This window comes from Microcoleus sp. PH2017_05_CCC_O_A, from assembly GCF_020738785.1.
Taxonomy (GTDB): Bacteria; Cyanobacteriota; Cyanobacteriia; order Cyanobacteriales; family Microcoleaceae; genus Microcoleus.
Genome location: NZ_JAEQCB010000043.1, coordinates 49,529 through 63,808 on the forward strand (window position 1 = coordinate 49,529; position 14,280 = coordinate 63,808).

12 protein-coding genes and 1 pseudogene are annotated in these 14,280 nt (G+C 46.8%); 6 read left to right on the top strand and 7 right to left on the bottom strand.

The genetic code is table 11. From position 1 onward, the window contains the following. Nucleotides 1–142 precede the first annotated feature (142 nt). From JGK20_RS12045 to JGK20_RS12055, 3 genes are all read right to left on the bottom strand, one after another. On the bottom strand, nt 143–418 hold the full coding sequence (locus JGK20_RS12045) for a hypothetical protein (RefSeq protein WP_293174912.1): 276 nt from the start codon (nt 416–418) through the stop codon (nt 143–145). 267 nt (nt 419–685) lie between these two features. Then, on the bottom strand, nt 686–868 hold the full coding sequence (locus tag JGK20_RS12050) for a zinc ribbon domain-containing protein (protein ID WP_363319142.1): 183 nt from the start codon (nt 866–868) through the stop codon (nt 686–688). 10 nt (nt 869–878) lie between these two features. Continuing rightward, nucleotides 879–1,772, bottom strand: a complete 894-nt coding sequence (locus tag JGK20_RS12055) for an RNA-guided endonuclease TnpB family protein (RefSeq protein ID WP_293195749.1) — start codon at nt 1,770–1,772, stop codon at nt 879–881. Between the two features lie 302 nt (nt 1,773–2,074). Here JGK20_RS12055 and trpD point away from each other — a divergent pair, with 302 nt between their 5' ends. Then, nucleotides 2,075–3,190, top strand: a complete 1,116-nt coding sequence (trpD, locus tag JGK20_RS12060) for an anthranilate phosphoribosyltransferase (protein WP_293175013.1) — start codon at nt 2,075–2,077, stop codon at nt 3,188–3,190. 255 nt (nt 3,191–3,445) lie between these two features. On the opposite strand, the gene JGK20_RS12065 is transcribed toward trpD, so the two are convergent. Then, nucleotides 3,446–4,171 (bottom strand): retropepsin-like aspartic protease, encoded by a 726-nt coding sequence (locus JGK20_RS12065; RefSeq protein WP_293174902.1) that lies wholly within the window; start codon nt 4,169–4,171, stop codon nt 3,446–3,448. 137 nt (nt 4,172–4,308) lie between these two features. On the opposite strand from JGK20_RS12065, the gene carA reads away from it, so the two are divergent. The 5 genes from carA to JGK20_RS12090 all read left to right on the top strand — a co-directional run bounded on the left by carA (nt 4,309) and on the right by JGK20_RS12090 (nt 9,138). Beyond that, the gene (gene carA / locus JGK20_RS12070; protein WP_293174899.1) at nt 4,309–5,460 is read left to right on the top strand and encodes a glutamine-hydrolyzing carbamoyl-phosphate synthase small subunit; all 1,152 of its coding nucleotides are present in this window, start codon (nt 4,309–4,311) and stop codon (nt 5,458–5,460) included. Nucleotides 5,461–5,719: 259 nt separating this feature from the next. Further along, nucleotides 5,720–6,076, top strand: a complete 357-nt coding sequence (locus tag JGK20_RS12075; RefSeq protein ID WP_293155451.1) for an STAS domain-containing protein — start codon at nt 5,720–5,722, stop codon at nt 6,074–6,076. A gap of 212 nt (nt 6,077–6,288) precedes the next feature. Continuing rightward, a complete protein-coding gene (locus tag JGK20_RS12080; protein WP_293174896.1) occupies nt 6,289–6,744 on the top strand; it encodes a ribonuclease III domain-containing protein in 456 nt (151 codons plus the stop codon). A 232-nt stretch (nt 6,745–6,976) separates the two neighbouring features. Beyond that, nucleotides 6,977–8,362 (top strand): 23S rRNA (guanosine(2251)-2'-O)-methyltransferase RlmB, encoded by a 1,386-nt coding sequence (rlmB, locus tag JGK20_RS12085; protein ID WP_293230562.1) that lies wholly within the window; start codon nt 6,977–6,979, stop codon nt 8,360–8,362. 497 nt (nt 8,363–8,859) lie between these two features. Beyond that, the gene (locus JGK20_RS12090; RefSeq protein WP_293174890.1) at nt 8,860–9,138 is read left to right on the top strand and encodes a DUF1816 domain-containing protein; all 279 of its coding nucleotides are present in this window, start codon (nt 8,860–8,862) and stop codon (nt 9,136–9,138) included. A 189-nt stretch (nt 9,139–9,327) separates the two neighbouring features. On the opposite strand, the pseudogene JGK20_RS12095 reads toward JGK20_RS12090, so the two are convergent. The 3 genes and pseudogenes from JGK20_RS12095 to JGK20_RS12105 form a co-directional block, all read right to left on the bottom strand. Continuing rightward, nucleotides 9,328–10,147, bottom strand: a pseudogene (locus JGK20_RS12095) (alpha/beta hydrolase). Between the two features lie 177 nt (nt 10,148–10,324). Continuing rightward, a complete protein-coding gene (locus JGK20_RS12100; RefSeq protein ID WP_293230564.1) occupies nt 10,325–12,832 on the bottom strand; it encodes a bifunctional serine/threonine-protein kinase/ABC transporter substrate-binding protein in 2,508 nt (835 codons plus the stop codon). A gap of 25 nt (nt 12,833–12,857) precedes the next feature. Further along, on the bottom strand, nt 12,858–14,162 hold the full coding sequence (locus JGK20_RS12105; protein ID WP_293174881.1) for a serine hydrolase: 1,305 nt from the start codon (nt 14,160–14,162) through the stop codon (nt 12,858–12,860). Nucleotides 14,163–14,280 lie beyond the last annotated feature (118 nt).

Here is a 14,280-nt window from a genome sequence, read left to right on the forward strand (position 1 = left end):
GATCCGATCGAGAACGGCTAGAGTCTGAGATTCTCCGGACACTGCTGTATTTATTGACTTCATCTACTGCGCCGTTAGTTGTTAGTAGAGTTACGAAAGTTTAACCAGTCGGGTTTATTTTATTTTGAGCTACAAATGACTGTCAAAATCGGATTTGCCAATCAATCTGCTGAAAGTTGCGATCGTTCGATCCAAACTCGTCTGTTAAAAGCTTCCTGAATAAATGAGGAATAATTGTACAGGCTGAAATTAGCTGTAAACTGTTTTTTCCTGTTTCGGCAGTGACTTTGACAACGATCGCTCCAAAGTACAGTACCAACTGCTGATTTTTTAGACGATCGCCCCATCGGCTGGCAAACTTGCTGCAAGCAATCCGCCACTCTAGCTGAATGCTGCCACCAATGGTGCCAGTTACCATTGATTTTTGCTGGCAGATTATATAGCTGACGGTCGATCGCTCTTTAGTAGATGAGGCCCCTATCTAAAATTGTCACAATCCGAGGGAGCATTGTTGTATCAAAAAATTCATATTGGGCTAGTTTCGTGGAATAAATTCTGTAGCCGTTACATAAATCCTACCCAAAGCGACCCAAAATTAGGCAATGTTGGATGCCTCGGGGCTTCGTTTACTTCCTGCTTCATCCTGGTAGTGTCGGCACTTGTCCAGTCCACAGGCTAACCCCGCCTAACTGACGGTTTTTGACAAATTGATTGCCGCATTTAAGTCGCGGTCAATCTTAAAACCACAATGGCTGCATTCAAACATTCGCTCACACAGAGAGAGTGTTTCTTTTTTGGTTCCACAATTAGAACAGGTTTTTGAGCTTGGGAACCAACGGTCAACTATTACCAACTTTGAACCGTACAACTTGCACGCTCTAGGTTAACTGGCGGCGGAACTCAAAGAAACCCATATCAGCAACTGATGCAGCCAGTTTATGATTAGCCATCATCCCGGATACATTCAAATCCTCTATAACTATTACACCGTGGTTTTTGGCAAGTAATGTCGTTAGTTTGTGTAATGTATCTTTACGGATGTTAGCTATCTTTCTATGCAATCTTGCTATCTCGTTCTGTGCTTTTTGACCATTACTCGAACCGATGACTTTATGGCGACTAAACCATTGCATCCTTGAGAGTTTTGCTGCGTATTTTTTGTAAGATTTAGCACCTATAACTACTTCACCTGTTGAGAGAGTAGCCAATGCTTTAATACCGAGGTCAACTCCTACAATATTTGTTTGGCATGATTCTTGTTGTTCTACATCAAACCTGAAACTGATAAACCACCTGTCGGCAATCCGGGATATCGTGCAAGATTTAGTCAATACTTGCGGTAACTTTTCATAAGTTTTAATGACGCCAATTACAGGAACTTGGATTTTGTTGCTCGCGCTGATTTTGACTGTTCCTTCTAATGTGAAAGAATCTCCCCTTCCTTTTTTCTTAAACTTCGGTACGCCAGCAGTCTTTTTAAAACACCGTTTCCATGCTTCTCGCAATGCTATTAATGCGATCTGCGGTGTAGATTTGCTGCACTCGTAATACCAAGCATTCTCTGATTTTACCATAGCTACTAACAGTTTGTGCAGGTCAATAGCTGTAGGAAATTTGAGTTTTTCGTTGGGGTTTGCTTGATTGTGGTCGAGAATGTTTTTGGTCAACCACAGTCCCCAATTCCAAGCGTGACGAGCTACCCCGCAATGTTTGGCTAGCAGTATTCGCTGTCGGGCATTAAGTTTTAATTCGGTTTTAAATCCGAGTAGCATGGCATTCCTTTATTTGGCTCGCGGCATATATTTCTTGCTTGCACTGTCTGATTGTGACCAATATCAGACACCGCAGCAAGTATGGAAAATCTAACAGAAGACAAAAGCTACCCACGATCGGGCGCATATGGGCAACTTTGTCTAACAATCTAGTTACAGTTTTTCGCCCTGCTGTCATTTTGGCAAAAATTTGGGTCAGGGCGCGCCAAATGTCGGCAGCAACTCTGGTAAAATCCCGATCGACACTCGGCCCAGGCCCGACATCAAACAGCCCACCCCAGCAAAAAATTCATTGTCGCTACATGACTGATTCTTCCGTACTTACAACACCAGATATATCCGCAGCTTCAACTTTGACAGCGGATTCTCCCCTGTGGCCAGCCCTGCTGCAACAACTGTTAGACAGACAATCTCTTTCGCACGTCCAAGCTGCCGACTTAATGCAGGGATGGCTGGCAGAAGCCATACCCCCCGTGCTTTCAGGAGCCATTTTAGCAGCCCTCCAAGCCAAAGGCATCTCGGCCTCAGAATTAGCAGGAATGGCTCAGGTATTGCAGTCTCAGTCCCTGACGGGCGAGTCCCAGAGCGTTGTCGATCGCCAATCTCCCATCTCGAATCTCAAATTAATTGATACTTGCGGCACAGGCGGCGATGGTGCGTCCACATTTAACATTTCCACTGCTGTAGCCTTTGTGGCTGCTGCGGGCAAAGTTCGAGTCGCCAAACACGGAAATCGATCGGCATCCAGCAAAGTCGGTTCGGCTGACGTGTTGGAAGCACTCGGAGTCAACCTGGGCGCCGATCCTGCCAAGGTAAAAGCTGCGGTAGACGCTACGGGCATCACCTTTTTATTTGCGCCTGGGTGGCATCCCGCACTTAAGGCTGTAGCATCGCTCCGACGCACTTTGAAGGTGCGGACTGTTTTTAACCTTTTAGGGCCGCTCGTCAATCCTATGCGCCCTACAGGGCAGGTAATCGGGGTGTTCGATCCCAGTCTGGTATCAACTATTGCCCAAGCTTTGGGCGAGTTGGGAACTGAGTTGGCGATAGTCGTTCACGGCCGAGAAAAGTTGGATGAGGCGGGTTTGGGTGATGTGACGGATTTGGCGGTTTTGTCGGGCGGCCAGGTTGAACTGACAAGTTTGCATCCGGAACAGGTAGGATTGACGCCAAGTGCGATCGGCTCGTTAAAAGGCGGAAATGTTGAGGAAAACGCCGAGATTTTGAGCAACGTGTTGCAAGGCAAAGGTACAGCAGCACAAATGGATGTTGTAGCTTTGAATGCGTCTTTGGCTTTTCAGGTGGGAGGTGTAATTCCGATCGGTTCCCACGCAGCAGGAGTTACTTTGGCCAAGGAGATTTTATCGAGTGGTGAATCTTGGTTGAAGTTGCAGCAGTTGGTGGAGTTTTTGCGGTGAAGGAAGAAGTTCGGCAACGATCGATGTGCGGGATTTAACGGATTAATCAAGGTACAAGGTACGTAGTTGGGCTTTAGCCCTCTATACAGGTATGTTGAAAGAGGGCTGAAGCCCAACTACGTACTTATTTCCATGATGACAAGAAAAGCACCCTGCTTTTTAAGGGGGATGCGAGGGAAATCTGTGGGTAACAAAAAGTGTTAAGTGAACCGTATTGCGTTACATCTGTTACATAATCCGCTGCCGAACTTCTCTCTATGAGCGCGAGCGAAATTCAATCACATCTTGCTTAATAGTCACATCTTTATTACCAAAAAAATCGTGACCGAGCAGCCCAATTTCTAGTGCTGGGGAGATGGGTACAACTATATTATTAATCGCCAAACCGCCAGCTTCAATTGAAGTAAGACTGCCGAGAGAAAAAGTAGCCTCTCCGTTCGGAGTTTTTGCTTGCACGGTTCCTTTAGGAACTATCCCCAAAGCGGTAGCCATTGCTGGTGTAATGACGGTGCGGCTGGCTCCCGAATCCACCATCATCTCAAACTTTTGTTTGCCATTAAAGGTGACTTCTATGACTGGGATATTAGCTTCTCGGCGTTTAATTTTGACTAGAAACACTCCCGACTTGGTATCAGGCGAAGCAGGCGAAGCAGGCGAAGCAGGCGAAGCAGCGGGAGTCGATTCTTGAGGGAGAAAACCGCATACCGATCGACTCAAGCTGACAGTTTGACCGCTGGAGTTCCGCATAAAGCATCCCTCGCTCTCTTGAGCTGTCGCTCGCGAAGAGTAGACGGCGGTGTCAAGTAAAATTGAGCTGCTCAGAGAAATAACTGCTGTTAAAGCCAGTAAAGGTTTCCGCAGGTTTTGAGGGTTCAGCAGAGGCTTGATTGAATTGGAGGATAAAGGTAAGGGAGATTGGCCGATCATAATTTGATTAAACGGTTTAGCTCGATCGTAACAACGACAACTGCCTTTTGGCATAGATAGCCCTGGACTCCGGCACCAACACATTCTGCCTCGGCTGGCACAAATTCCAATAATATCTGTATATTGCCGGCTAGCATCAAATCCCAGGCAGTGGTAAGAATTAAACCAAACGACTGTAATTTAAGGATGCCATGTCACTTTCAACTGCACAACCCGCTCTCCTAGTCCTAGCTGACGGTACTGCTTACCGCGGCTGGTCTTTTGGCGCTGACGCCACCGTCGTCGGCGAGGTCGTATTCAACACGGGAATGACGGGCTATCAAGAAGTTTTGACCGATCCGAGCTATTGCGGTCAAATTGTCACTTTTACTTATCCAGAATTGGGCAATACCGGGGTAAACCTCGAAGATGAAGAATCTTCGCGGCCGCAAATCCGAGGTGCGATCGCCCGTAACGTATGCAGCCGACCCAGCAACTGGCGCTGTTCAAAATCCCTGCAAGATTACCTAAAACAGTACGACATCCCAGGTATTTACGGCATCGATACCCGCGCCCTGACTCGCAAAATTCGCACCGTAGGAGCCATTAACGGCGGCATTTCGACCGTGATTCTCGACCAGGCGGAGCTTTTGGAGCAAGTCCAAGACGCCCCCAGCATGGCCGGGCTGAATCTGGTGAAGCAAGTAACCACCCGCGAGGTTTACGAGTGGTCTGAAGCCACGGATGCTGTGTGGGAGTTCAGTCCGACAGTTAAGCCTGCTAATGGCAAAATGTGGACAGTGGTAGCCCTAGACTTTGGCGTCAAGCGCAACATCCTGCGCCGTTTGGCGAGTTACGGCTGTCGGGTAATTGTTGTACCCGCCGACACGTCAGCGGAAGCAATTCTCAAATACAACCCGGATGGCATTTTTCTGTCCAACGGGCCTGGAGATCCTTCGGCGGTAACGGAAGGGATCGCGACGGCGAAAGCTTTGTTGAAGTCGGACAAACCTGTGTTCGGCATTTGCATGGGACACCAGATTCTGGGCATTTCCTTGGGTGCGGAAACTTTTAAACTGAAGTTCGGGCACCGGGGATTGAATCATCCAGCAGGTTTAACTCAGCAGGTAGAAATTACTAGCCAAAATCACGGTTTTGCGATCGACCCTGATTCCCTAGTCCCGGAAGTAGAAATTACTCACCTCAACTTGAACGATCGCACCGTAGCCGGATTGAAGCACAAAACCTTACCCCTGTTCTCAGTCCAGTACCACCCAGAAGCCAGTCCGGGCCCCCACGACGCTGACTATTTGTTCGATCGATTCGTCCAGTCAATGCGAGACAATCAGAAAGTACCAGCTTAGTCATTGGTCAATAGTCAATAGTCATTAGTCATTAGGAAACATGACCGATTACCAATGACTGATGACCTGTTTGGCCAATGACCTGTTTGGCCAATGCCCAATGACCAATGCCCCATGCCCCATGCCCCATGCCCCATGCCCCATGCCCCATGCCCCATGACCCATAACTAAAAAACTGTAGACAAAATACCAAAAAACTCCTATAATGAAGCCTCGACTTTAAGCCATACCTAGCTAGGAGGGTGTCATTCCTGAGTCATTGACCCTGACCGTTAGCCTCAGAGGCACTCGCGAAGTCAAGAATAACCATCAGTTATTTCGCTTGACTGGCCTGCTGGACGCTTTTTCTGAGGCCACTTTTCGGAAGGTACTAAGCAAATGTATTGACGAGGGCCCAAAACACGTAATTTTGGACTTGTCTCAGATAGATTTTGTGGATAGTTCAGGCTTGGGCGCACTTGTGCAACTTGTCAAGAAAGCCCAAACCATGGAAGGGACATTGCAAATTGTCTCAAATCCCCGCGTAACTCAGACTGTTAAACTGGTTCGCTTAGAGAAATTTTTGTCTTTGCAGCCTTCGGTTGATGAGGCGGTAAAAAACGTCAAGGATGCTTGACGCTACAGTGGGTTTAATTCGCTATCCGGCGATCGATGCTGGATAGCAAATTCTTATGGTTGTGCCGCGAGTTTTCAGCTCGCTTGTCTGTAGAAGATCTCAGTTTCTCACAGAGCACACTCCTGTGAAAGCTATAATTATCTGAAGTGACAAAAGACGAAATAAGTAAGTGTAGAAAAGCCAAGCTGTGCCGAAGTTTTATTTAAAAAAGTATGTCGCCGATCGCCGATGACAACCCAAAGCTGAGTCTGACAGATCTCGGTTTAGATCGAATCCATCCTCCGAGGGCGACACCCGCAGAAATAGAAAGAATTTCGCCCGCAGCATGGGCATATTTGGGGGATGCAGTTTACGAACTCTACATTCGGAGTTCGTATTTAATGCCACCGAGAAGATTGCAAGCTTATCACGAATTGGTGGTGGGGCAAGTACGAGCAGAAACTCAAGCGCGTCACTTGCGATCGATCTCTCCTTACTTGAACAGTACAGAATTAGCAATTGTCAAGCGCGGCCGCAATGCCGTATCGGGCCGTTCTAAGCGAGCAGATCCAGAAATATACCAACAAGCCACCAGCTTAGAAACGTTGGTTGGATATTTGTACCTGACAGACCCCGAAAGATTGACCGAAATTTTGGGATTTTTAGAACTTGATACTGAAAGTATTTAGCCGAAATTTGGGAAGAGTGAGGAATTAATTGATAATTCTGGCACGGTTAGCCTAAAACAGCAAAAAGCTCGCGAAGACAAACAAGATTGATATGTCGATCGTTAGCAAGTTAAGCAGCAGTAAAATCCTTGCTCCCTCAATCTAACATCTAAAATCTCAAAGCCCTAAGATTGCTCCCTCAATCCTAAATCCCAAATCTAAAATCTAAAATCGTGTTGACCACAACAAACAAATGAGAAAATTTACTAGACCAAACTCCTCGCGATCGAATTCCGACAGCAAGCCCTGGAGCAGCGAAGGCCGCCGTCAGGACTCACAACCGTCCTCTGCCAGATTTGAACGCAAGCCCCGTCCCGACACTCGCCCAACAGACGCCCCTCAAAAGCGATCGACCTTTTCGCCCCAATCCCGAGAAATGCCCGTGCGAGCAATTTTCAAACGGAGAGTCGATTCCGACAGCCAACCGCCCACCGGCAGAAATAATTTCCCCGACAGAGACAGAGACGGAGACGGATACAGCAGCCCGCGGCCAGCCCGCAACAATTTCCGAGACAGAGACAGCAGCCCGCAGCCAGCCCGCAACAATTTCCGAGACAGAGACGGCAGCCCACAGCCAGCCCGCAACAATTTCCGAGACAGAGACGGCAGCCCACAGCCAGCCCGCAACTTCCGAGACAGAAACAGAGACAGCAGCCCGCAGGAATCCCGGGGCAATTATTACAAAGACAGAGACAAAAACAGAGACAGAGATAGTAGCCCGCCGGAATTCCGCGGCAACCATTTCCGAGACAGAGACAAAGACAGAGACACTCGCCCGGTAGACACGAACTCAAATACAGTCGTGCAGCCAGACGCAGACACAGATGACATGATTTACGGCCGCCATGCAGTGCAAGCAGCCTTAGAAAGCAACCAAGTCCTGAACCGAATTTGGGTTGTCCCGCACCTGCGCTACGATCCCCGCTTTCACAGCTTGCTAACCGAAGCCAAGGCCAACGGCAGCATTATCGACGAAGTTGACGATTTGCGCCTCGACTACATCACGCGCAAGGCAAACCACCAAGGCGTAGCCGCCCAAGTATCAGCTTACGAATACCTGGATTTGAGTGAACTGATCGCACAGGCTAAGGCTGCTTGTGCAGATCCCGTAATTGTGGTAGCCGAAGGACTCAACGACCCCCACAATCTAGGGGCGATTATTCGCACCGCAGAAGCATTGGGAGCTCAGGGGATGGTGATTCCGCAGCGACGGGCAGTTGGGATTACCTCGGCAGTGAGAAAAGTGTCAGCCGGCGCATTGGAAAGCCTGCCAGTGGCAAGGGTTGTGAATCTTAACCGGGCCTTGGAAGAATTGAAAGAGGCTGGATTCTGGATTTACGGCACAGCAGCAGGCGTGGGTGACTCATTAGAGACAATCAACTTCTCCGGGCCCACTGTTTTAGTTGTGGGCGGTGAAGCCGACGGTTTGAGCCTTTTGATACAGCGCGGATGTGATGGATTAGTTTCAATTCCTTTAAGGGGAAAGACTCCTAGCCTGAATGTCTCGGTAGCAACGGGAATGGCTTTATACGAAATTTACCGCCAGCGCGGGCCGAAAAAATTTCACGTCCACGGATAGTCAAATTGGTTGAAAAAAACAGCACAACAGAGTAATTTATGTAAGTAGCTAAAGCCTGGTTATCGGTGTCTCTAGCTACTGAGACCTCACTACCAAAATATCGAGTAGAATGTCACCTGAGAAAACACCTAATATGTACTCAAATTAGAGCCCAACTGCATAACAAACAGATAACTCTGAGGATAAAGCACTTTGGTTATTCCCAATAGGTAAGCAACTACGGTGATGCAAAAATATGCGAATGCCGCCAAAACATTGAGCGGTAGTACCCTCCGAACAAGTAATAATACATCGGCCGCCGTTACGGACAGGCGAAAGTAGAAGGAGCCTTCTCCTTACTGTCAAACAGGAAATCGACACCAATCTATTTAGATATTGACTTTAAATAGGTTTGGATTGTTTCTTTGTAGCAGCATTAAAGCCGCGTAAATAACAAAAGCGCAGGCGTTGCCCGCAGCACCCTGAAAACACCGTTAAATACATTAGAAGAAAAGCAGATGAAAGAACTCTTGATTAGCTTGCTCAACTTTTTCGGATTGGCTTGGTGGGTTGAAGTGAAAACTTCAGCGCCGCGGTGTATTTACTATTTTGGCCCCTTCTTGACGGCTCAAGAGGCGGAATCTGCAAAAGCAGGATATATAGAAGACATAGAAAATGAAGGTGCAGAAGGTCTGAGTGTTTCCATTCAGCGCTGCAAACCTATTGCTTTGACGGTTGCAGATGATTTGGGAAAGTTTGGTGAGGGAGGGTTGTTGCCTGTTTTGAGCAGCCAGTAGCAGCAGGAATTTTGAGTTTTGAGTTTTGAGTTGTCAATTCAAATCCGGCAATATCGGAATTATACCCTGCAAGCTAATCCCGATCGCCATTTGGGACGATCGCACTGTTTAACTCGGATGCCAACGCCAACGATATAGCTTCAAAACTCTAGACGGTTGGATGATTGATTGCTTCTAAAAATTCAAAACTCAAGACTCGGAATTGCCAACTGCTTGGGGGTGACTCTCAATCCACCGATCGATATCTGTGACTACCCGATCGGGAATTTCCCAAGGAAATAAGTGGGCTGTATTGGGATAGCACTGCCACTGACTGTCCTGAAGGTGGCGGGCTGTTTCTAAACTGGATGCTGAGGTGATATGTCGATCGCCCTCTCCGGCCAACACCAAGCACGGACATTGAATCTCGCCGAGTTGTGGTAAGCGATCGTATCCGGCTCTGAGAGCGGTATTTAACGCCTTTGTCGCCTTGTGGGAAGTCTGGAGGTAGGCGGGAGTACCTGCGGCGGCTAAGTAGCGGTAAGGGGTGGCTGTATGCTGCTGGATCAAGTAGCGAAAGAGCGATCGCCTGCCAAAAGTATCAATATTCCACTGCCAACCGGGTACCACCCAGTTAATAATTCCGGCTAAACCGGTGTAAAGATTATCTTGCCAAGAAATGGGCGGGTGACTTCCGCGCGGTTTGGCGGCGGATGCGAGGAGAATCAAACCGGTGACTCGCTGGGGATATTTCATGGCTAATTCCAGGGCTAAAATGCCTCCCAAAGACCAGCCGATGACTAAAGTGCGATCGACTCCCAATCGGTCTAGAAGTGCCTCTAAATCAAGCAAGTGGTCGGTCATTTCAAAGGAATTTGAGGTGCGACTGTTGCCATATCCGCGCAAGTCTGGGGCGATCGTCCGAAACCGCTGTGATAGGTGTTCTGTGAAGACAGACATACAATCGCCGGAACCAAAGGATCGGAAATCCTTCGCCTTTGACGGAAACGTTGAGTTTTGTGTGGGACATTTTCTGATTTGGCGATCGAAGGACAATAAAGGTTTGTAGTGAGGACTTTAGTCCTCTCCAAATGCGGACTAAAGTCCTCACTACAAACAATAAAGGTTTGTAGTGAGGACTTTAGTCCTCTCCAAATGCGGACTAAAGTCCTCACTACAAACCAATTTTAGTAAGTTATTCATCCTATTATGTTAATCGCACTTTAAACCTGCCGCTACCGCTGTCGGATACTTGACGGGAACAAAAGCGAGGCCGAACTGCTCTTTTGGACATTGTACAATATGCAATATGCACCAAATCGCTGGGGGGATTTTTTCGATTACCATTTTTCGGCGATTCAAACTGAATAGTTCCGGTTGCTCCGTCAGCGCTAAACTTGGGATCTGCCAGCATTTTTTGCATTCCTTCGCGACTGGGTTGTTGCTGCATTTCCAAAGCTTTGATAAGTGCGCGCGTTGCATCGTAAGCTGAAGATATACGAGTATTTCCCTCTTCTCCCCACAGAGATCTAGCCTGTTGGGGAAATTCTGGGTTGGGACTGCTTAAAGGATGCCAGCTAACAGAAAAAATCAGTTTTTTAAACAAATTTTGCTTTTGCTGTGATGCCAATTCTAACATTTGCGGAAATACCAGCGTCCATGCCCCGACAATCCAATTTCGATCGCCATTAAGTTTTATTATCTCAAATGCCCTGTCTAGAGATACCGTCAGATGAGGGTCTGGAACTAACACGATCGCAGTTTCTCCTTTTCCCTGAATTTCCTCGATCGCTCTTTTGGCGTTGAAGTCTTGTTTAGATAAATCGAAATCGCGAATCCAGACTATTTTTCCCCCTCGGCTGTCTCGAAAATACTTTGTGAACTCTTCCCTAAAAGATGCGCCGAATGGGCTGCCAGGATTGTATACAATTACTGCTTGTTTTTGATTTTTTTCGAGCAGGTATTTCGCTAAATCTTTAGTTATTAAACTGGTCGTATATATACTCCGAAAGAAATTTGTCTTAGGTTCATAGGTTAGTTCTTCCGTGGCTGCACCCGGAGACATCAAAACCAGATTATTGTTATTGTAAATATCTACAGCCTGCATCGTCATCTCGCTGCTAGCGTGACCGACAACTGCTAAAATATCCGGTTGCTTTACCAGTGCAATAGCTCTTTTTTTTGCCTTCTCCCCGTCGTTTTCATCGTCAGCAATAATGATTTTTAGTCCTTTGCCTTTAATGGCTTTACTTGGTGGTAAAAAATCTTGACCTGGAAAGTCTGGATCGCTGTTAGAATTGAGCAATCCCAAATTAACTTCTGTTTGCGCTTGAGCCACTCCGCGCAGAAATTCTTTCCCCCGATCGGCCATATAAACAGAACGATCCGGATTTTTCCGGTTACTCACAGGAAGAACCACAGCTATTGTGTAATAAGGAGTCTTGCTTGCCTCTAGAAAGGCATTATTCATATAAATTAGAGTTTCTGGATCTTTGCCGTTGTCTTCGTTCCAGGATTTTTTGAATAATTTAAAAGCAGATTGATAATTTGATTTGGCCAACTCCTTAACTCCCTTTTCCTTTGACCGAGGCGAAGAAGTTTTTACTAGGATTTCTTCGCCACCACTCACAGAATCTCCCTGGATTAAAGCAGGAGTTTCAGGTGTGCGATTGCGTATTAAATATGTTGATAGCCCGAGTAATACTGCGATCGCAATGAATACAGTCCACTTGGGTGGACGAAGATGTGGCAGTGGTGGCGGTGGTGGCGGTGGTGGCGGTGGTGGTACTACTATAAATAAAATCCCAGCCATGCAATTGTATTGTCGAAGGAGCAGCCAAATGATTGGTATAGTATTAAGCTGCAAGCCTCTGATCGATCGCAAATCTTGCAACACTTCACCAGCAGATTGATAGCGATCGATAAAGTGGTAGCGCACCATTTTATTTAACACTTTTTCCAGATTGTCGCTAATTTGTACGATCGGGCGATCGTGTGTTGCATAGCGCCAGATGATTTCGCAAGTTTTTTTATGATGGAAAAGGTCTTCAATATCTAAACCTGCGATTGCTTGGATGCCCATGATTCCCGCAGCATAGATATCGCTGTTAACTTTTGGTTGATTTTTCCACTGTTCGGCTGGCATATAACCATCTGTACCAACGGCACGAGTTTGAGTTATTTGACCGCCATCGATCGCTAAATTGCTAATAGCTTTGACTGCCCCAAAGTCAATTAAAAAAATTTTGTTATCAGATTTGCGCCGGATTAAGTTTGACGGTTTAATATCCCGGTGAATCATACCTTGAGAGTGTACGCAATCTAAAATTGACAAAAGCTCCAGCAATAAATCAATAACTTCTTGTTTTTTAAACTGCTTTCCGACAAAGAGTTCTTGGTTGAGCGGAGTTCCTTCGATGTATTCTTGAATTAAGTAAAATTTTCCCTTTTGTTGACAGTGATGTATTAACTTAGGAATGCCCTGGCACTTATCGAGATCCTCCAGGGCTTTAGCTTCTTTTTCAAATAGTGCTTTTGCTTCCTGCAAAACTCGCGGATCTTTAGATTGAGGAGGCAAAATTTCCTTGACTACACAAGGAGAATTTTCTGGTTGCTCTAAATCCTTAGCTGTATAGGTAATCGCAAAACCTCCCCGCCCCAATTGTTCAATAATTTCGTAGCGATCGCACAGAATATCTCCTGGATTCAGGCACATAAATTTTTAACAAATTCTCACATTTTTAAAAGCTGGGATTATTACTAATATAATCGGCAATTTTAGCAATAGACTTGCGGATTTGTAGATCGCCACTGGTGCGGCTGTCTATCACAGTCATCACATAGGCTTCGCCGTCAATGTTCATCGCTAAAGTTGTGCCTAGCACCAGGGAATTCTCCCCGGTTTTTTCGCCCAACCATTGAGCTTTACTTCCTTTCAAGGCGGCAAATCCCAAAGCGCGATCGTACTGCTGGTTGAGAGTTTCTACTAACAGTTTAGCGCCCGGTGTTTCGCCGTTGTAAATTTGCACCATCATTTCGGTGAGTTCGTTAGCAGTTACGCGGTTGGGCCCGGAACCGGGGTTGGCGGGCATAGTTTTTTCCCCCATTAATTTAAAGTTCACGCGGGTGACTTGGTAGCCGCGATTTTCTAAGAATTGATTGATGTAATCGGAACCCAAATAATCGATCAGTTGATTGGTGGCGATGTTGCTGCTGCGATCGATCATTTCTTCTAACAGTAGTTGTACCGGGTAATTGCGCCTAGACAAAATCTTCGTCGATGAGTCTTCGGTGAAATTGCCCGGATCGACGAATACTTCATGGTTCAGACTGATTTTTTCTTTGTCGAGTTTTTGCATCAGGGCGACAGCTATCGGCACTTTAATTAAGCTGGCCGGGCTGATAGGAGGCACATCGCCCCGGAGGTTGACGCACTCTCTAGAAAGGTGGCAAATCCCGATCGACGCTTCATTCGACAAACCGCTTGAACGGGCAACCTCTGCCAAAAAATCGGATTTTGCTTGCTGGACTTGAGAGGTTGCTACGGTTAAATTTTCCCGGTATTCTTGAGCTTTGGAGGCTGTGAGGGGAGCTAAAAATGAATTTTGCGGAACTTCTTGTAAGTTGTTGAGGGCCTGGTGCCACAAAAATTGAGTTTGCTGCGAAGATTCGATCGACTGATTTGACTTCCCTCCCGTTTCTACGGCTCGGTTGGCTAAACGGACTGCTTGCTGTAAGTTGTCGTTAGATCTCTGTTCTACTAATATTTGAACTTCCACCTCTTGCAACTGCTGTACCAATTTTTCTTGAGAATTGCCGGCGAAGGGAACTAAGCCAGAGAGCAGGGTTGGTTCTGGGGAGGGTGAGGCGGGTTGTTCTAGTTGGGTGACGAGCCGATCGCGAATTTTGTAGAGTTCGTCTAGGGAACGCGGATTAGATGATTGAGCAAGTGAACTGGCGATGGTTAACACCTGAACCAGTCCGATGCTGGCTGCTACTGCCGCCATCTTGTTTGCGATCGACAAAAAACGGCTGAACCCTGGCATACTCGACATCCTCAACACAACCAAATTCAATCTAATCAGCTATTATTGCACGATTCAAACGATTTTAGATTTTAGATTTTAGCCGCAGCCGTAGGGTGCGGATACATCGACAATCCTC

Coding starts and splice junctions, on each gene's coding strand:
- JGK20_RS12045 (WP_293174912.1), bottom strand. CDS start 418: ATGGTAACTGGCACCATTGGTGGCAGCATTCAGCTAGAGTGGCGGATT.
- JGK20_RS12055 (WP_293195749.1), bottom strand. CDS start 1,772: ATGCTACTCGGATTTAAAACCGAATTAAAACTTAATGCCCGACAGCGA.
- trpD (WP_293175013.1), top strand. CDS start 2,075: ATGACTGATTCTTCCGTACTTACAACACCAGATATATCCGCAGCTTCA.
- JGK20_RS12065 (WP_293174902.1), bottom strand. CDS start 4,171: ATGCCAAAAGGCAGTTGTCGTTGTTACGATCGAGCTAAACCGTTTAAT.
- carA (WP_293174899.1), top strand. CDS start 4,309: ATGTCACTTTCAACTGCACAACCCGCTCTCCTAGTCCTAGCTGACGGT.
- JGK20_RS12080 (WP_293174896.1), top strand. CDS start 6,289: ATGTCGCCGATCGCCGATGACAACCCAAAGCTGAGTCTGACAGATCTC.
- rlmB (WP_293230562.1), top strand. CDS start 6,977: ATGAGAAAATTTACTAGACCAAACTCCTCGCGATCGAATTCCGACAGC.
- JGK20_RS12090 (WP_293174890.1), top strand. CDS start 8,860: ATGAAAGAACTCTTGATTAGCTTGCTCAACTTTTTCGGATTGGCTTGG.
- JGK20_RS12100 (WP_293230564.1), bottom strand. CDS start 12,832: ATGTGCCTGAATCCAGGAGATATTCTGTGCGATCGCTACGAAATTATT.
- JGK20_RS12105 (WP_293174881.1), bottom strand. CDS start 14,162: ATGCCAGGGTTCAGCCGTTTTTTGTCGATCGCAAACAAGATGGCGGCA.